This window comes from Vibrio salilacus (assembly GCF_002811245.1).
Classification (GTDB): Bacteria; Pseudomonadota; Gammaproteobacteria; order Enterobacterales; family Vibrionaceae; genus Vibrio; species Vibrio salilacus.
Genome location: NZ_NIVQ01000003.1, coordinates 105323 through 124856 on the forward strand (window position 1 = coordinate 105323; position 19534 = coordinate 124856).

A 19534-nucleotide genomic window follows, 5' to 3' on the forward strand; every position below is an offset into this window, starting at 1 on the left:
CGTCACCATGACCACGGATCGTTGGCAGGGTATTGAGAAGGTTGTGGTTGTAGGGCTCGGTATTACTGGGCTCTCTGTCGTTAAGCATATCGCTTCACTACCAAACAGTAAGCAGATTAAGGTCATCGACACGCGGCCTAAGCCACCAGGAAGCGAAGCGCTGCCTGCGGAGGTAGAACTACACAGCGGCAGTTGGCGGTTGGATTGGTTATTGGCAGCGGATCTGGTGGTCTCTAACCCAGGTATTGCACTCGCGACACCAGAGATCCAACAGGTTATTGCTGCCGGTATTCCTGTCGTCGGTGATGTTGAATTGTTTGCCTGGCAAGTTGATAAACCGGTCATCGCGATTACTGGCTCAAATGGGAAAAGTACCGTCACTGATTGGACAGGGCAAGTCGCTAAAGCTGCTGGTCTTAAGGTCGGGGTCGGGGGCAATATTGGTGTTCCGGCGCTAGATCTACTTAACCAGTCGGCAGATTTATACGTGTTGGAATTGTCGAGTTTTCAGTTAGAAACCACCTCATCTTTAGCGCCCATTGCCGCGACTTTTCTTAACCTCAGCGAAGATCATATGGACCGCTATGAGGGGATGGAGGATTATCGTCAGGCGAAATTGCGTATTTTTGATCATGCCCAAGCGTGTATCGTCAATGCTGACGATAAGCAGACCTATCCTCAGAGTGATAAAAAGCGAGTTGAATTTAGTTTAAATCACCGCACCCAATATTGTGTCGCCGAGCACCAAGGGTGTGAACACTTATTTAAGCAGGGTCAACCTTTGTGTCCGACTCAAGCGCTGTCTCTGGTTGGTCGTCACAATGTTGCCAATGCTTTAGTGGTCATTGCCTTACTCAGTGAAGCGGGCGTGGCGATAGAAAAAGGCCTCACGGCACTTAAATCTTACCAAGGGCTGACACATCGCTGCCAAGTAGTTGTCGATAATCAAGGCATTAAATGGGTTAACGATTCTAAGGCAACCAATGTGGCAAGTACCTTGGCCGCGTTAGCCGGATTACATATTGCGGGTAAGCTGTATTTGTTAGTCGGCGGCGTGGGTAAAGGCGCTGACTTCTCTGAACTTGAGCCAGTATTGGCAACGCTGAACCTGCAGCTATGCTGTTTTGGTCAAGATGGTGACCAGTTTATGTCGCTCCACGCAAGTGCCAAGCGTTTTACTACCATGGAAGAAATCATCCAATGGGTAGCGTCTCAAGTGACATCCGGTGATATGGTGTTGTTGTCGCCCGCCTGCGCGAGTTTCGATCAATTTGATAATTTTATGGCTCGTGGCGATCTCTTTACCCAACTCGCCAACGCATACGCATAAAAGACTTAGGGAACTATGCAGATTCGAAACGTTTTTGGCAGTATCAAACGCTGGATTACCACCGAATCACCTGAAGTGTTATACGATCGTCAGTTGGTGTGGATTTCTCTTGGCTTGATGTTAACGGGCCTTGTCATGGTTACTTCGGCCTCGTTTCCGATCAGCTCTCGTCTGACCGAACAGCCATTTCACTTTATGTTTCGCCACGCGTTCTTCTTGGTATTGGCGTTGTTAGCCTCAGCTGTGATCCTGCAAATCCCAATGAAGCGTTGGTTAGAGTTCAGTACTTGGTTGCTGCTGCTGTCGATTTTTTTGCTGATCGTGGTGTTAGTGGCCGGTAAATCGGTCAACGGCGCCTCGCGTTGGATCCCTTTAGGCCTATTTAACTTGCAGCCAGCAGAGCTTGCCAAGCTGTCGCTGTTTATCTTTATGTCAGGTTATCTGGTGCGTAAAAGCGAAGAGGTGCGTTCGAGCTTTTTTGGCGGCTTTATCAAACCCATCATTGTTTTTGCCATATTAGCCAGCTTACTTCTGCTTCAACCCGATCTGGGCACCGTGATCGTGATGTTGGTAACCTTATTTGGTATGTTGTTTATTGCTGGCGCTAAGTTAACCCAATTTTTGGCCTTGATGGTGGTTGGGCTTGTCGCGGTCGCAACCTTGATTTACATCGAACCGTATCGTATGCGCCGTGTGACATCGTTTATGGATCCTTGGGATGACCCATTTGGTAGTGGTTATCAGTTGACTCAATCACTGATGGCTTTTGGCCGTGGTGAATGGTTTGGCCAAGGACTCGGCAATTCGATTCAGAAGCTCGAATATCTCCCAGAAGCACACACTGACTTTGTCTTCGCTGTATTAGCGGAAGAGCTCGGTTATGTTGGTGTGGTCTTGGTATTGATGTTGATATTTAGCCTAGTGACTAAAGCCATTTTTATTGGTCGTAGATCGTTTGAAGGCGGCCATCTTTTTGGTGGTTACTTGGCCTTTGGTATTGGCATCTGGTTTGCCTTTCAATCCTTGGTCAATGTCGGAGCAGCGGCGGGGATGGTCCCAACTAAAGGCCTGACGTTACCTTTGATCAGTTATGGTGGCTCCAGCTTGATAGTAATGTCGATTGCAGTATCGATATTGTTACGTATTGACCATGAATGTCGCTTAGTGAACGCGACAGACAATAAAGAACAACAGACAGATGAAACAGAATAAAAAATTAATGGTGATGGCTGGTGGTACTGGCGGTCACGTGTTCCCAGGGCTTGCGGTTGCGAAACAGCTTCAGTCGCAAGGTTGGGAAATTCGCTGGCTTGGCACCGCTGATCGAATGGAAGCAGACCTAGTTCCCAAACACGGCATTGAGATCGATTTTATCCAAGTAAAAGGTCTACGAGGTCAAGGTATTGGTCGTTTGATTAAAGCACCATTTCAGATTATTAATGCCATTATCCAAGCCAAAGCACATATGAAACGTTGGCAGCCTGATGCCGTATTGGGTATGGGTGGTTATGTCAGTGGCCCTGGCGGCATTGCTGCTTGGTTGTTGGGCATCCCAGTCGTGCTGCATGAACAAAATGCGGTCGCGGGGTTAACCAATCAATGGTTATCAAAAATTGCCAAACAGGTTTTTCAAGCTTTTCCGGGGGCATTTCCTACCGCACAAGTGGTTGGAAATCCAGTGCGTGAGGATGTGGTTGTGATTGAAGCACCAGCGCAACGTTTGGCAGACCGTCAAGGCAACATCCGTATTTTAGTCATGGGTGGCAGTCAGGGGGCGCAGATCCTTAATCATACCTTGCCTGAAGTGATGGCGAAATTGGGTGATGGCTATGAAATTCGTCACCAAGCTGGGAAAAACAATCAGCAGCAGGTGATGCAAGCGTATCAGCGCAATCATGTTGAGCACGCTGAAGTGGTTGAGTTTATCGATGATGTTGCTGGCGCGTATCATTGGGCCGATTTATTGGTGTGTCGTTCTGGGGCACTAACCGTGTCTGAAGTGTCAGCGGCTGGTGTCGGAGCGATCTTTATTCCGTTTATGCACAAAGATAGGCAGCAAGCTCTCAATGCGGATCACCTTGTCGCCTGTGGCGCGGCTAAGATGATCGAGCAGCCACAATTGACCGCTGATAAGCTGGCGAATGAGATTCAAGCGCTTGATCGTGATGCCCTTATCAAGATGGCACAAAAAGCACGTCAGGTAGCACAGTTAGACGCAGATAAAGTAGTGGCACAGGCCATTATCTCGCTGACGAAGTAACGAGAAGAATTATGACAGTTCAACACAAACAAGATTTAGCGCAAATTCGCGCAATAGTGCCTGAAATGCGTCGGGTAAAATGCATCCACTTCATTGGTATTGGTGGCGCGGGTATGAGTGGCATTGCCGAAGTGTTACTCAACGAAGGCTACCAAATTTCTGGTTCGGATATTGCGGAGAACCCGGTCACTCAACGTCTGAGTGAAAAAGGCGCAACCGTCTACATCGGTCATACCGAGCAAAATGTTGCTAAGGCCAGCGTTGTTGTGGTTTCTACCGCGATTAACGAAGAGAATCCTGAGATCATTGCGGCTCGAGCAGCGCGCGTTCCCGTGGTTCGCCGCGCTGAGATGCTGGCAGAGTTGATGCGTTTTCGTCACGGCATCGCCGTCGCGGGGACTCATGGCAAAACCACCACTACTGCTCTAGTGACCCAGATTTATTCTGAAGCTGGACTGGATCCTACTTTCGTCAATGGTGGCTTAGTCAAAAGTGCGGGTACGAATGCTCGTCTCGGGTCGAGTCGTATTTTGATTGCTGAAGCGGATGAGAGCGATGCGTCATTCCTCCATTTACAACCTATGGTGAGCATAGTCACGAATATCGAAGCCGATCATATGGACACTTATGGTGGTGATTTCGAAACACTCAAACAAACCTTCATCGACTTTCTCCACAATCTGCCATTTTATGGCCAAGCGATTGTGTGTGTCGATGACCCTGTTATTCGTGAGCTGATCCCAAAAATCAGTCGCCAAGTCATTACTTATGGCTTTTCTGAAGATGCTGATGTTCGTATCGATAATTATCGTCAACAAGGACAGCAAGGTCAGTTCACTGTGATTCGTCAGGGTAAAGCCGATCTTGAAATTACTTTGAATATCCCAGGTCGCCATAATGCGCTCAATGCCTCTGCGGCGATAGCCGTTGCCACCGAAGATGATATTGATGACGAAGCTATCTTGCGCGCGATGGCGGGCACTCAGGGCACTGGGCGTCGTTTTGACCATCTTGGTGAATTTGATACCGGAAATGGTCATGCCATGCTAGTGGATGATTACGGACACCACCCGACGGAAGTTGATGTGACCATTCAGGCGGCGCGCAATGGTTGGCAAGAGCAACGTTTAGTCATGATTTTCCAACCGCACCGCTACAGTCGAACACGCGATCTCTATGATGATTTTGCTAATGTCCTGGAACAGGTCGATGTACTCATCATGCTGGATGTTTATTCTGCAGGTGAAAAGCCGATTGCAGGAGCCGATGGCCGAGCTCTGTGCCGCACCATTCGTAGTCGTGGTAAGCTTGATCCTATTTTTGTTCCAGATAGCAATGGGTTACCGTCGGTTCTCGCCAATGTTTTACAAGATGGTGACTTAGTATTAACTCAAGGTGCTGGCGATATTGGTAAGGTGGCAAAACAGTTAGCTGCTTTTGAGTTAAATATCGATAAGATGGCTAAAGCCTAACTGATACATCGATTTTTAACTATTTGTGTCACTCATTGCATTTTAAGTAACGATTTCTCACTTTCAGTGTTTGATACTTTTAATCACGTCAGTATAATCCGAAGGTTAAAGTAAGTGCTTTTGCTTCTATTTATACGAAATGAGATAGGGAAAAATAAGCGAGCCAATGGCAAGGACTATGGACTTTGATTAAATATGCTTTTAATGAAGGTCGTCGTTTAACCCCAGCACCACTGTTAAAAGAGCATGCCCTAGGTGGCAGTTTTTTGTTGGTGGTTTTGTTGTTGATAGGCTCTCTTCTCTACTCCACGATTTCTTGGATGTGGGATGACCAGCGGCTTCCCCTGTCTAATATTGTGCTTCAAGGTGAATTACATTATGTCTCGGCACTGGATGTCCAACGTGCATTTGCGCAGTTAGGACATGTAGGCACATTTATGTCGCAAGATGTTAATGTACTTCAACAAGTGGCAGAGTCCATTCCTTGGGTGTCGCATGCGTCAATTCGTAAACAGTGGCCAGATACCGTGAAAGTCTTTTTGACTGAGCACCATGCGCAAGCAGTCTGGAACGGCAACGTACTACTTAATGACCAAGGTCATATTTTTGATGGTGATATTGGCAAGCTAGACCAAGAACGGGTCAAACTGTATGGTCCGGCCGAAACCAATCAAGAAGTGTTGTCTATTTGGCGCGATATCAGCCCTAAATTTACCGCATTAAACTTAACTATTACGTCTTTGGTTTTAAATGATCGCCGTGCATGGCAAATCATTCTCGATAATGGGATTCGTCTCGAGCTTGGTAAAGAATCATTACAGGAACGCATCGAGAGATTCGTGTTCTTATATAAGAATTTGGGTAGCGACACTCAGCGAGTGAGCTACATCGACCTCAGGTATGACACGGGAGCCGCCATTGGTTGGTTCCCAGATCAAGCGTTGGAACAAGAGAGTACAGATGACTAAGACCGCTGATGACAGCATTATTGTTGGTCTTGATATAGGCACTGCAACCGTATCGGCTCTCGTGGGTGAAGTATTGCCTGATGGTCAAATTAATATAATTGGCGCAGGCAGTAGTCCTTCCCGAGGGATGGATAAAGGCGGTGTTAACGACCTAGAGTCTGTCGTAAAGTCGGTACAGCGAGCGGTGGATCAAGCTGAGCTAATGGCTGAGTGTGATATTACCAATGTATTTATTTCGCTTTCAGGGCGACATATCGCAAGCCGTATCGAAAAAGGAATGGGAACCATTTCTGACGAAGAGGTTTCTCAAGAGGACATGGATCGGGCTATTCATACGGCTAAATCTATCAAGATTGGTGACGAACAGCGCATTCTTCATGTAATTCCGCAAGAATTTACTATCGATTATCAAGAAGGGATTAAAAATCCGCTAGGTTTATCAGGAGTGCGTATGGAAGTTAGCGTGCACTTGATCTCTTGTCACAATGACATGGCAAGAAATATTATTAAAGCGGTAGAACGCTGTGGTCTCAAAGTTGAGCATCTGGTTTACTCCGGTTTAGCGGCAAGTAACGCTGTCATTACCGAAGATGAACGTGAGCTAGGCGTTTGTGTCGTCGACATTGGTGCTGGTACGATGGATGTCTCCATTTGGACTGGCGGTGCATTGCGCCACACTGAAGTGTTCTCCTATGCGGGGAACGCTGTAACCAGTGATATCGCTTTTGCTTTCGGTACACCAGTGAGTGACGCCGAAGAGATTAAAGTTAAGTATGGCTGCGCATTAAGCGAGTTAGTCAGCAAAGATGATACGGTTAACGTTCCAAGTGTTGGTGGACGTCCTTCGCGCAGTTTGCAACGACAAACGTTGTCGGAAGTGATTGAGCCTCGTTATACTGAACTTATGGGATTAGTGAATCAAACTATCGATACCGTACAAGAAAAACTGCGTGAAGAGGGGATTAAACATCATCTCGCAGCAGGTGTGGTGCTCACAGGTGGAGCGGCACAAATTGAAGGATTGGTAGAGTGTGCGGAGCGTGTCTTCCGCAACCAAGTTAGAGTCGGCAAACCACTAGCGGTGAGCGGCCTAACCGATTACGTTAAAGAGCCGTATCATTCTACGGCAGTTGGTTTACTTCATTATGCGAGAGATGCGCGGATAAATGATGAAACTGAATACAGCGAGCCTGCTCGCAGTTCAGTGACAAGTTTGTTTGATCGCTTGCGTAATTGGATACAAAAAGAGTTTTAACCTGAGCAGCAGGAAAAACGGAGATAACACATGTTTGAACCGATGATGGAAATGTCTGACGATGCGGTAATTAAAGTCGTTGGGGTTGGTGGCGGTGGCGGTAATGCCGTTGAACACATGGTACGTGAATCCATCGAAGGTGTTGAGTTTATTAGTATAAATACTGATGCTCAGGCGCTTCGTAAAACCAGTGTGAATAGCGTTATTCAGATTGGTGGTGATATGACCAAAGGACTTGGTGCAGGTGCAAACCCTCAAGTTGGCCGTGACGCAGCTCTCGAAGATCGCGATCGCATTAAAGAAGAGCTGGCTGGTGCCGATATGGTATTTATCGCAGCAGGTATGGGTGGTGGTACAGGTACAGGTGCGGCCCCAGTGATTGCAGAAGTAGCAAGAGAGTTGAATATCTTGACTGTTGCTGTTGTGACTAAACCATTTAGCTTTGAAGGTAAAAAGCGTTTAGCTTTTGCTGAGCAGGGAATTGAAGAGCTTTCTAAACATGTTGACTCGTTAATTACGATTCCAAACGAAAAGCTACTCAAGGTACTTGGTCGTGGTATTACACTACTTGAAGCCTTTGCGAGCGCGAACGATGTATTAAAGAATGCAGTACAAGGTATTGCAGAACTGATTACTCGTCCGGGTATGATTAACGTCGACTTTGCTGACGTACGCACAGTGATGTCGGAAATGGGTCATGCCATGATGGGTAGCGGTGTTGCTAAAGGTGAAGATCGTGCTGAAGAAGCGGCAGAAATGGCAATTTCTAGCCCGCTACTTGAAGACATCGATCTTGCCGGAGCACGTGGTGTGCTAGTCAACATCACTGCGGGTCTAGATATGCGACTTGATGAGTTTGAAACTGTTGGTAACACAGTCAAAGCCTTCGCATCAGACAATGCAACCGTTGTTATTGGTACTTCATTAGATCCAGATATGGCTGATGAAATCCGCGTAACTGTGGTTGCGACCGGCATTGGTAACGAGAAGAAACCTGATATTACGCTAGTTGCGGGCGGTAAAGCGAAAGTTGCACCTGTAGCCCAGCCACAAAATCAACCACAAACGACGCCTGCTCAGCAGAACGTCAATAAAGTGGAAGAAAAAACGGCACCAACTTTGCAAGACAAACCTCAGATGAATCCTCAGCCAACGACAACACCATCAGGCTCAGGTGCAGGCCAAAGTACGGCACCTAAAGCAGATAAAGAGAGCGGATATCTTGATATTCCAGCGTTCTTACGTCGTCAAGCTGATTAAAATAGCGACAATTTGACACTGTTCAATTTTGTGGTAGCATGCACGGTCAATATCGCTATTGACCGTGATATGTGGCAATTATACTGAGGCAAAGTAGATGATCAGACAACGTACTCTGAAAGAAATAGTGAAAACAACTGGTGTGGGACTCCACTCTGGTCGTAAAGTGACGCTAACTCTTCGCCCAGCTGCCGCTAACACAGGCATTGTATATCGCCGAACTGACCTTAATCCGCCAGTCGATTTTCCTGCGGATCCGGCGTCGGTACGCGACACCATGCTGTGTACTGCACTGGTTAATGACGAAGGTGTACGTATTTCTACGGTTGAGCACTTGAGCGCAGCTTTAGCGGGCATGGGAATCGATAACATTGTTGTTGAAGTCGATGCTCCTGAAATTCCGATTATGGACGGCAGTGCCAGCCCATTCGTATTTTTGCTACAACAAGCGGGGATCGAAGAACAAAATGCACCGAAGCGTTTCATCCGTATTAAGAAACCAGTGCGTTTTGAAGATGGCGATAAGTGGGCAGAGTTTCTGCCATTCAATGGCTTCCGCATGGATTTCGAAATTGAATTCAGCCATCCTGCAATAGAGTCTGATGAACAGCACCTTCTTTTCGACTTCTCATCACAAGGCTTTGTTAAAGAAATCTCTCGTGCACGTACGTTTGGTTTTATGCGCGATATCGAGTACCTACAGTCACAAAATTTGTGTCTAGGGGGAAGTTTCGATTGTGCCATCGTTCTGGATGAGTACCGTATCCTTAACGAAGAAGGCCTGCGTTTCGAAAACGAATTTGTTACTCACAAAGTATTGGACGCGATCGGTGACCTTTACATGTGTGGTTATCCCATTATCGGTGAATTCCGCGCCTTTAAATCTGGCCATGGCCTAAACAACCAGTTACTGCGTTCAGTATTAGCAGATCAAGAAGCATGGGAATGGGTGACCTTTGAACAAGAAGAGACATCACCAGTCGCATTTGCAGAGCCGAATTTGGTTCTTGCCTAAGTTTCCGTTTTAAATAAAAAAGCCAGACATTTGTCTGGCTTTTTTATTTGTATTAGTCGCGTTTGGCAAGTTTAGCGAGGCTTTCTAGCCGTGCTTTGACCTTTGGTGAGGCGCCGCTTGCTACCATTTCTAGGTATTGAGCTGCGGTTGATGAGATCGGATCGCGAGGCTTAGACTCTGGCTTATTGCGTTTTTTCGTACGATACAGCTCAGGATTAATCTGCACAGAGACGGCAATCAGACGCGCGAAACCTTGCGACCTTAACTGGCTGAGAATACTCAACCGTTCGTAATCGATTTTCATTTTGATCCCAGCGCTAGCGACTTCTAGGATCAATTGATTGTCACGAATATTTGCCGCGCGGCAATGATCTTCCGTGCCTCTTGGTAGGATCGCACGCAGTGCTTTATTGATCGTTAAGATCTCTTGAGCATGTTGTTGTAACTGCGCAAATCTTGAATCGGCGATAATTTCATCGCCGAGTGTAGGACGGTGATCTCTCATCACGCACCTCAATTAAATTCAACCACCCCATTTTAGTCAATGGAGTGCAGCGAAGATAGAGCAAAGGATGAATAAACTTTCTCATAGAAGGTCAAATAATAAAGAATGCTTCAAACAAATCATCATGTTATTGGTTGTTAGGGTAAAAATCTCATAAACTACCCACCACTTATAATGATATAAGCCTTGAAATTTAACGTTCTCATCTCAATATCTGAGTAAAGTGATTTATCTCAGTATTCTTAGTTCAAAACTGTTAGAGACTGAAGGCATTAAAAAAGTAGATCGGGCCCGATCTGAATAAAGAGAGATTCATAGCAAATGATAACTAAGCTACTGACAAAGGTAATTGGCAGTCGCAATGACCGAACACTGCGCCGCTTGAAAAAAATTGTCAAAGAGATTAATAATTACGAGCCTACGTTTGAAGCCCTTTCAGATGAAGAGCTAAAAGCTAAGACCATTGAATTCCGCCAACGCTTAGAGCAAGGCGACACCTTAGATAAGCTTTTACCTGAAGCATTTGCAACGGTACGTGAAGCTTCGAAGCGTGTGTATGGTATGCGTCATTTCGATGTGCAGCTTATTGGTGGTATGGTTCTGAATGCTGGCCAAATCGCAGAGATGCGTACTGGTGAAGGTAAGACCCTAACAGCAACGTTACCTGCTTACTTAAACGCGCTTAAAGGCGCGGTTCACGTCGTGACTGTCAACGACTATCTAGCGAAGCGTGATGCGGAAACTAACCGAGTACTATTTGAATTCTTAGGTATGACGGTCGGCATTAATGTGCCAAATATGCCGCCGCAAGAAAAGAAACAAGCTTATCAGGCGGACATTCTTTACGGTACCAACAATGAATTTGGTTTTGACTACCTACGTGACAACATGGCTTTCCGCACGGAAGACCGCGTCCAGCGTGAGCGTTTCTTTGCCGTAGTGGATGAGGTCGACTCAATCTTAATCGATGAAGCGCGTACACCATTGATTATTTCGGGACCTGCAGAAGATAGCTCTGAGCTTTACGCCCGCATTAATACTTTGATTCCTCTTCTGCAGCAGCAAGATAAAGAAGATTCAGAAGAGTACCGCGGCGACGGTCACTACACCGTTGATGAGAAATCTAAGCAAGTTTACTTGACCGAAACGGGTCAAGAGTTTGTTGAAGATTTGATGGTCAAAAATGGCTTAATGGAGGAGGGAGATACCCTTTATTCGCCAACCAACATTAGCCTACTTCACCACGTCAATGCCGCACTACGTGCACACGTGTTGTTTGAGAAGAACGTTGATTACATTATCAACGAAGAGGGCGAAGTGGTTATCGTTGACGAACATACCGGTCGTACCATGCCGGGTCGTCGCTGGTCTGAAGGCTTGCATCAAGCGGTGGAAGCAAAAGAAGGCGTTAAGATCCAAAACGAAAACCAAACCTTAGCTTCGATCACTTTCCAGAACTACTTCCGTCTGTATGAAAAACTTTCTGGTATGACAGGTACCGCTGATACAGAAGCCTTCGAGTTCCAGTCGATTTATGGTCTGGAAACTGTGGTTATTCCGACCAACAAACCTATGATCCGTGACGATATGCCGGATGTCGTTTACCGCACTGAAGCAGAAAAGTTTGCGGCGATCATTGAAGATATCAAACAGCGTGTTGAGAAAGGTCAACCAACCTTAGTTGGTACCGTGTCGATTGAAAAATCAGAGCTACTTTCCAATGCACTTAAGCAAGCTAAGATTAAACACAATGTCCTAAACGCGAAGTTCCACGAACGCGAAGCAGAAATTGTTGCTGAAGCGGGCATGCCTGGCGCGGTCACGATTGCAACCAACATGGCGGGTCGTGGTACGGATATTGTGCTTGGTGGTAGCTGGCAAGCGAAAGTCGACATGCTCGACAATCCGACTCAAGAGCAGATCGACGAAATTAAAGCACAATGGAAAGTTGTTCATGACCAAGTGCTCGAGGCCGGTGGTCTGCATATTATCGGTACTGAGCGTCACGAATCTCGTCGTATCGATAACCAGTTACGTGGTCGTTCTGGCCGACAAGGTGATGCGGGTTCTTCTCGTTTTTACCTATCGATGGAAGACTCACTGCTGCGTATCTTTACTTCGGATCGTATGGCGAGCTTGATCCAAAGTGGTATGGACGAGGGTGAGGCGATTGAATCGAAAATGCTCTCTCGTTCGATTGAGAAAGCGCAACGTAAAGTTGAAGGCCGTAACTTTGATATTCGTAAACAGCTGCTAGAGTACGATGACGTTGCCAACGATCAGCGCAAAGTGGTTTATGAATTGCGTGACGAGTTGATGAGTGCTGATGATATCAGTGAGATGATCGAACACAACCGTCAAGATGTGCTTACTGCTGTGATTGATGAGTACATTGCGCCACAATCTTTAGAAGATATGTGGGATGTTGAAGGGCTACAAGAGCGTTTGAAGAACGACTTCGATATCGATGCACCGATCAAGCAATGGCTTGAAGAAGATGACAAGCTGTACGAAGAAGCACTGCGTGAGAAAATCCTAGCGACGTCTGTTGAAGTCTACAAACAGAAAGAAGCAGTAGTGGGTGCTCAAGTACTGCGTAACTTCGAAAAATCGGTGATGCTGCAAACGCTCGATTCATTGTGGAAAGAGCATTTGGCCGCCATGGATCATCTTCGTCAAGGTATTCACCTACGTGGTTATGCTCAGAAGAACCCGAAACAAGAGTACAAGCGAGAGTCGTTTGAACTGTTTGAAGGCTTGTTAGAAGCACTGAAAACGGATGTGATTACTATCTTGTCGAAAGTTCGTGTTCAGCAGCAAGAAGAAGTTGAGCGCATGGAAGCTCAACGTCGAGCTCAAGCTGAAGAAGCAGCCCGCCGCGCACAAGCGCAGCACGCTTCGGCTGAAAACCAATTGGCTGATGACGAAGAGTCTCAAGGCGCTCACCAACCTATGGTTCGTGAAGATCGTAAAGTTGGTCGTAATGAGCCTTGCCCGTGTGGTAGCGGCAAAAAATACAAGCAGTGTCACGGTCAAATTAACTAATTAGATCTGTGTCATTAAATATCAAGAGTCGCTTAGGCGGCTCTTTTTTTAAGGAAAAATCGATGAAAAGAGTTCATATCGTCGCGGGGATTATTTTTAATCAAGACAAATCCGAGATCTTTATTACTAAACGACCTGATGATAAGCACAAAGGGGGATTTTGGGAGTTTCCTGGTGGTAAAGTTGAAGCGGGAGAAACGATTGAACAAGCGATGCAACGCGAGTTAGCAGAAGAGATCGGAATTGTGGTGACTGAGCAAAGTCATTTTGAGCACCTTGAATTTGATTATTCAGATAAGTCGCTAAAATTCGATTTTATCTTGGTGTCACAATTTGACCACCAGCCTTATGGCAAAGAGGGACAACAAGGTCTGTGGGTTGAGGTTAAAGCGCTGAAGGACTATACATTCCCAGAAGCCAACGTACCGATCCTCGAGCGAGTGATAAAAGAGTTTGCTTAACGTCTGGTCACGTCACGTGAATGTTGATAGTTTAGTGAGACAAATTGGAATGGCTGCGAAATAGCAGGGATAAAAACAACGGAGAACAATGCAATGGTAAGAATTGCAATTGCAGGTGCGGCAGGTCGTATGGGTCGCAACTTAGTAAAAGCATCATACAATAACGAAAATGCTACCGTGGCTGCTGGCTCTGAGCGTCCAGAATCTTCTTTAGTGGGCGTCGACTTAGGTGAACTATGCGGTGAAGGAAAGTTTGATGTCGTTGTCACCGATGATCTTACCAAAGAGATTGAACAGTTTGATGTGATTATTGATTTCACGGCACCTGTGAGTACCCTTGCGAATCTAGAGCTGTGTCGTCAGCACGGTAAAGCCATTGTAATCGGCACCACTGGGTTTTCTGATCAAGAACGTCAGCACATTGATGCTGTGGCGCAACAAATCCCTGTTGTGATGGCGCCAAACTATTCGGTTGGCGTTAACTTGGTGTTTAAGTTACTCGAAAAAGCGGCGCAAGTGATGGGAGACTATTGTGATGTCGAGATAGTCGAAGCGCACCACAGGTTTAAAGTTGATGCGCCATCAGGCACAGCGATTGGAATGGGTGAGGCGATTGCTGGCGCAATGGGCAATAAACTGAATGATGTGGCGGTTTATTCGCGTGAAGGCATTACGGGTGAACGTAGCAAAGATGAGATAGGTTTTGCCACCATTCGTGCTGGTGACATTATTGGTGAGCACACTGCCATGTTTGCAGATATCGGCGAACGGGTTGAAATTACCCACAAAGCGACAGATCGCATGACATTTGCCAATGGCGCGGTCAAAGCAGCCGTGTGGCTTAAAGGTAAACCGGCTGGTTTTTATACCATGACTGACGTTTTGGGCCTAAATGCTCTATAGCGGTTGAGTTTAGTGAGATTTCTTCACGACTAAATGAAATGTCGAATTAGATATTTATGCGCTGGGCTTGCCCGGCGTTTTTTGTATTCTGCCTATTATAGAGGGTGTCGTACTATTAATGAGTGCCTTTGCATGCTGAGTTTTTGTTGCTTGTTTTGGGTGTTAAGGCGTGGTTTTTCATTAAGAACTGCAAAAAAGCAACTTTTATCTTGGTGTGCAACGATTGCGCAAATGAGTTGACAAAAAGTGTGATCTAGAGTTTGCTGTAGAGGGTCGGTTTTTACTAAAAATCATCTTGATGGCCAGTAGGTCGAGTTAAACTTGTGTTTTTAACGCTTTTGATGCCTTTTTGCTCTTAAGTGTGTTAAATGATAAATTTATTTTCGACTCTATGTTGACACAAGTCAAAGGTATCATTAGAATACCGCCAATTTGTCTCAAATACCTATTTTCGCGTGTTTATTGCGTTATGGAAGGCAAGTTTGCAGTTAAATTTATTATTTTTGCATTTTTATTCTGGAGGTTGTCTTGAGTAAATCAGCACTGTTAGTCCTAGAAGATGGGACAGTGTTCCACGGTGTTTCCATTGGAGCAGATGGGTCATCCGTTGGTGAAGTCGTTTTTAATACCTCGATGACGGGGTACCAAGAAATCCTCACTGATCCTTCCTATTCTCAACAGATCGTCACCCTTACTTATCCCCACATTGGCAATACCGGTACTAATACCGAAGACGAAGAATCCTCTTCCATCCATGCACAAGGCCTTGTGATCCGCGATCTCCCACTTATCGCTTCTAACTTCCGAAATGAACAATCTCTTTCTGATTACCTAAAGTCGCAAAATATTGTCGGCATTGCAGACATCGATACGCGTAAGCTAACTCGTATTCTGCGTGAAAAGGGTGCGCAAAATGGTTGTATCTTGGCGGGCAATAATCTTGATGAAGCCTTAGCATTAGCAAAAGCGAAAGCGTTCCCTGGATTGAAAGGCATGGATCTGGCGAAAGAAGTCACGACCAAAGAAGCGTATCCATGGAAGCAAGGTTCGTGGACCCTGCAGGGGGGTCTGCCACAAGCGCAAGATGATAGCGAACTGCCTTATCACGTCGTTGCTTATGACTTTGGCGCCAAGCGCAACATCCTACGCATGCTCGTTGATCGGGGTTGCCGTTTAACGGTTGTTCCTGCTGAAACTTCGGCTGAAGATGTGCTGGCTCTTAATCCAGATGGCATATTTTTATCAAATGGCCCTGGTGACCCAGAACCATGTACTTACGCGATTGAGGCGACCAAAACTTTCCTTGAGAAAGAGCTGCCAATTTTTGGTATCTGCCTTGGTCACCAAATTCTCGCGTTAGCGTCTGGTGCACAAACGGTGAAAATGAAGTTTGGTCACCATGGTGCGAACCATCCGGTCAAAGATTTAGATCGTAATGTTGTCATGATTACTTCACAAAACCATGGTTTTGCTGCGGATGAAGCGACGTTACCTGAAAACCTTCGCGCCACACACGTTTCACTATTTGATGGCTCTTTACAAGGTATTCATCGTACTGACAAACCAGCATTTAGTTTTCAAGGTCACCCTGAAGCGAGCCCAGGTCCCCACGACGCAGCTCCGCTATTTGACCACTTTATCGAACTAATTAAACAACACAGCGCTTAATTCGGAGTAGTAGATAATGCCAAAACGTACTGACATTCAAAGTATTCTAATTCTTGGTGCTGGTCCGATTGTTATCGGTCAGGCATGTGAGTTTGACTACTCTGGCGCCCAAGCATGTAAAGCGCTTCGTGAGGAAGGCTACCGAGTTATTCTGGTCAACTCTAACCCAGCCACTATTATGACTGACCCTGACATGGCCGATGCGACTTACATCGAGCCAATCCAGTGGGAAGTGGTGCGTAAAATCATCGAAAAAGAGCGTCCTGATGCGGTTCTACCGACCATGGGTGGTCAAACTGCGTTGAACTGTGCTCTTGATTTAGAGAAGCATGGCGTTCTTGCCGAGTTCGGTGTTGAGATGATTGGTGCAACGGCTGACGCGATCGATAAAGCAGAAGACCGTTCACGCTTCGATAAAGCAATGAAATCGATTGGTCTTGAATGTCCAACCGCTGATACTGCGAAAACCATGGAAGAAGCGTACAAAGTTTTAGACATGGTTGGCTTCCCTTGTATCATTCGCCCATCGTTCACCATGGGTGGTACGGGTGGCGGTATCGCGTACAATAAAGAAGAATTTGAAGAAATCTGTCGTCGTGGTTTGGATTTATCACCAACCAACGAACTTCTTATCGATGAATCACTTATCGGTTGGAAAGAGTACGAGATGGAAGTGGTTCGTGACAAAAACGACAACTGCATCATCGTATGTGCGATTGAAAACTTTGACCCAATGGGTATTCACACCGGTGACTCAATTACGGTGGCTCCAGCGCAAACGCTGACAGACAAAGAATACCAACTAATGCGTAATGCATCATTGGCAGTACTGCGTGAGATTGGTGTTGAAACGGGTGGTTCAAACGTCCAGTTTGGTATCAACCCGAAAGATGGCCGTATGGTTATCATCGAGATGAACCCACGTGTATCTCGTTCTTCGGCACTTGCTTCTAAAGCAACGGGTTTCCCAATCGCTAAGATTGCCGCGAAACTGGCAGTTGGCTTCACGCTAGACGAGCTAATGAATGACATCACTGGCGGCGCTACACCTGCATCATTCGAACCAACAATCGACTACGTAGTCACTAAGATTCCTCGTTTTAACTTCGAGAAATTTGCAGGCGCTAACGACCGTCTAACGACGCAAATGAAGTCGGTTGGTGAAGTGATGGCTATCGGCCGTAACCAACAAGAGTCGCTACAAAAAGCACTGCGTGGCCTAGAAGTGGGCGCGACTGGTTTTGACGAAATGGTAGACCTAGACGCACCAGATGCTCTAACAACGATTCGTCATGAACTGAAAGAAGCGGGCGCTGATCGTATTTGGTACATCGCGGATGCATTCCGTGCTGGTATGTCTGTCGATGGTGTCTTCAATCTAACGCAAATCGACCGTTGGTTCCTAGTTCAAATCGAAGACATCGTTAAACTAGAGCAAGAACTGAAAGCGAAAGGCTTTGCTGGTCTAAACAAAGACTCACTGAATCAGCTTAAACGCAAAGGTTTTGCTGATGCGCGCCTATCTAAGATTCTAGGAGTCGCAGAAAGCGAAATCCGTCGTATGCGTGACCAATACGATATTCACCCGGTCTACAAGCGTGTTGATACGTGTGCGGCGGAGTTCTCTTCTGATACGGCTTACATGTACTCATCTTACGATGAAGAGTGTGAAGCGAACCCAACAGACAAAGACAAGATCATGATCTTGGGCGGCGGTCCAAACCGTATCGGCCAAGGTATTGAATTTGACTACTGTTGTGTACACGCCTCACTAGCACTACGTGAAGATGGCTTTGAGACTATCATGGTTAACTGTAACCCTGAGACAGTTTCAACCGATTACGACACTTCTGACCGTCTGTACTTTGAACCAGTCACCCTGGAAGACGTACTAGCAATCGCTCGTGTTGAGAAGCCAAAAGGCGTTATTGTTCAGTATGGAGGTCAAACACCACTGAAACTGGCTCGTGCTCTTGAAGCTGCTGGTGTACCAATTATCGGTACTAGCCCAGACGCCATTGACCGCGCAGAAGACCGTGAGCGTTTCCAAGTTGCTGTTGACCGTCTTGGTCTTCTACAGCCACAAAACGCGACGGTCACAACAATGGAGCAAGCGGTTGAGAAATCTCGCGAAATTGGCTTCCCTCTAGTTGTTCGCCCTTCTTACGTCCTTGGTGGTCGTGCGATGGAAATTGTCTACGACGAGCAAGACCTGCGTCGTTATTTTAACGAAGCGGTAAGCGTATCTAACGAATCACCAGTACTACTTGATAGCTTCCTAGATGACGCTATTGAAGTCGACGTAGATGCGATTTGTGACGGCGAGCGCGTGGTGATCGGCGGTATCATGGAGCATATCGAGCAAGCGGGTGTTCACTCGGGTGACTCAGCATGTTCTCTTCCTGCCTACACACTAAGCCAAGAAATCCAAGACGTCATGCGCGAACAAGTTGAAAAGCTAGCGTTCGAGTTGGGTGTTCGTGGCTTGATGAATACCCAGTTTGCAGTTAAGGACAACGAAGTGTACCTCATCGAGGTTAACCCTCGCGCTGCACGTACTGTACCGTTCGTCTCGAAAGCAACTGGCGCACCCATCGCTAAGATTGCAGCACGTGTCATGGCTGGACAATCGCTAGAATCTCAAGGCTTTACCAAAGAAATCATCCCACCATACTACTCAGTGAAAGAAGTTGTACTACCATTCAACAAATTCCCTGGCGTAGACCCACTGTTAGGCCCAGAAATGCGCTCTACTGGTGAAGTGATGGGTGTTGGTGCGACGTTCGCTGAAGCGTACTCTAAAGCGGAATTGGGTTGTGGCAACGTCTACCCAGAAGGTGGTCGTGCACTGCTTTCAGTTCGTGAAGGTGACAAAGAGCGTGTGGTTGACCTAGCATCTAAGCTATCTAAGCTTGGTTACCAGCTAGACGCAACGCACGGCACTGCGGTTATCCTTGGCGAAGCGGGTATCAATCCACGCTTGGTCAACAAGGTACACGAAGGTCGTCCTCATATTCTTGACCGTATCAAGAACAATGAGTACACCTATATTGTCAATACCGCAGCTGGTCGTCAGGCAATCGAAGATTCGAAAATCTTACGTCGTGGTGCATTGGCTGAAAAAGTGAACTATACCACTACGCTAAATGCGGCATTCGCGACCTGTATGGCGCACACTGCAGATGCGAAGACGTCAGTTACTTCAGTTCAAGAGCTACACGCAAGAGTTGCTAACAACGAAGCATAATAATCAGTAGGCTCCATAGATGAGCCTATATGACAACCTCATTGCCCGCTCATCGAGCGGGCTTTTTTGTTTGATAAACGGTAGAGTATTGATGAATTATAGGAATTGGTCTCAATCGAACCTTTCGCTAACGGATAGTGTTCTA

The 19534-nt window shown here is 46.4% G+C and carries 14 protein-coding genes; 13 read left to right on the forward strand and 1 reads right to left on the reverse strand.

The window, feature by feature from the left end:
- The first annotated feature begins 7 nt into the window (after positions 1-7).
- The 8 genes from murD to lpxC all read left to right on the forward strand — a co-directional run bounded on the left by murD (position 8) and on the right by lpxC (position 9560).
- Positions 8-1330 carry a UDP-N-acetylmuramoyl-L-alanine--D-glutamate ligase gene (gene murD / locus CDZ87_RS03075; protein WP_100752118.1) on the forward strand — a complete coding sequence of 441 codons (1323 nt, stop codon included), beginning with the start codon at positions 8-10 and terminating at the stop codon, positions 1328-1330.
- Positions 1331-1345: 15 nt separating this feature from the next.
- The gene (gene ftsW, locus CDZ87_RS03080) at positions 1346-2542 is read left to right on the forward strand and encodes a cell division protein FtsW (RefSeq protein WP_100752119.1); all 1197 of its coding nucleotides are present in this window, start codon (positions 1346-1348) and stop codon (positions 2540-2542) included.
- Positions 2529-3590, forward strand: coding sequence for an undecaprenyldiphospho-muramoylpentapeptide beta-N-acetylglucosaminyltransferase (gene murG, locus CDZ87_RS03085; protein ID WP_100752120.1), 1062 nt, complete (start codon positions 2529-2531; stop codon positions 3588-3590). The genes ftsW and murG overlap by 14 nt, the downstream gene beginning before the upstream one ends.
- 11 nt (positions 3591-3601) lie before the next feature.
- On the forward strand, positions 3602-5062 hold the full coding sequence (gene murC, locus CDZ87_RS03090) for a UDP-N-acetylmuramate--L-alanine ligase (protein WP_100752121.1): 1461 nt from the start codon (positions 3602-3604) through the stop codon (positions 5060-5062).
- A 185-nt stretch (positions 5063-5247) separates the two neighbouring features.
- The gene (locus tag CDZ87_RS03095) at positions 5248-6030 is read left to right on the forward strand and encodes a cell division protein FtsQ/DivIB (RefSeq protein WP_100752122.1); all 783 of its coding nucleotides are present in this window, start codon (positions 5248-5250) and stop codon (positions 6028-6030) included.
- Positions 6023-7285 carry a cell division protein FtsA gene (gene ftsA, locus CDZ87_RS03100; RefSeq protein ID WP_100752123.1) on the forward strand — a complete coding sequence of 421 codons (1263 nt, stop codon included), beginning with the start codon at positions 6023-6025 and terminating at the stop codon, positions 7283-7285. Before CDZ87_RS03095 ends, ftsA begins: the two co-directional genes overlap by 8 nt.
- 30 nt (positions 7286-7315) lie before the next feature.
- On the forward strand, positions 7316-8545 hold the full coding sequence (gene ftsZ / locus CDZ87_RS03105; RefSeq protein WP_100752124.1) for a cell division protein FtsZ: 1230 nt from the start codon (positions 7316-7318) through the stop codon (positions 8543-8545).
- A gap of 97 nt (positions 8546-8642) precedes the next feature.
- Positions 8643-9560: a UDP-3-O-acyl-N-acetylglucosamine deacetylase gene (gene lpxC / locus CDZ87_RS03110; RefSeq protein ID WP_038174115.1), complete on the forward strand. Its 918-nt coding sequence runs from the start codon at positions 8643-8645 to the stop codon at positions 9558-9560.
- A 52-nt stretch (positions 9561-9612) separates the two neighbouring features.
- On the opposite strand, the gene CDZ87_RS03115 is transcribed toward lpxC, so the two are convergent.
- A complete protein-coding gene (locus tag CDZ87_RS03115; RefSeq protein WP_038174114.1) occupies positions 9613-10065 on the reverse strand; it encodes a DUF721 domain-containing protein in 453 nt (150 codons plus the stop codon).
- 321 nt (positions 10066-10386) lie between these two features.
- Here CDZ87_RS03115 and secA point away from each other — a divergent pair, with 321 nt between their 5' ends.
- The 5 genes from secA (at position 10387) to carB (ending at position 19389) form a co-directional block, all read left to right on the forward strand.
- Positions 10387-13110: a preprotein translocase subunit SecA gene (secA, locus tag CDZ87_RS03120; protein ID WP_100752125.1), complete on the forward strand. Its 2724-nt coding sequence runs from the start codon at positions 10387-10389 to the stop codon at positions 13108-13110.
- A 62-nt stretch (positions 13111-13172) separates the two neighbouring features.
- On the forward strand, positions 13173-13571 hold the full coding sequence (mutT, locus tag CDZ87_RS03125; protein WP_100752126.1) for an 8-oxo-dGTP diphosphatase MutT: 399 nt from the start codon (positions 13173-13175) through the stop codon (positions 13569-13571).
- A 93-nt stretch (positions 13572-13664) separates the two neighbouring features.
- The gene (gene dapB / locus CDZ87_RS03130) at positions 13665-14474 is read left to right on the forward strand and encodes a 4-hydroxy-tetrahydrodipicolinate reductase (protein WP_100752127.1); all 810 of its coding nucleotides are present in this window, start codon (positions 13665-13667) and stop codon (positions 14472-14474) included.
- 528 nt (positions 14475-15002) lie between these two features.
- On the forward strand, positions 15003-16142 hold the full coding sequence (gene carA, locus CDZ87_RS03135) for a glutamine-hydrolyzing carbamoyl-phosphate synthase small subunit (RefSeq protein ID WP_100752128.1): 1140 nt from the start codon (positions 15003-15005) through the stop codon (positions 16140-16142).
- A gap of 16 nt (positions 16143-16158) precedes the next feature.
- Positions 16159-19389 carry a carbamoyl-phosphate synthase large subunit gene (gene carB, locus CDZ87_RS03140; RefSeq protein ID WP_100752129.1) on the forward strand — a complete coding sequence of 1077 codons (3231 nt, stop codon included), beginning with the start codon at positions 16159-16161 and terminating at the stop codon, positions 19387-19389.
- The last annotated feature ends 145 nt before the right edge of the window (positions 19390-19534 follow it).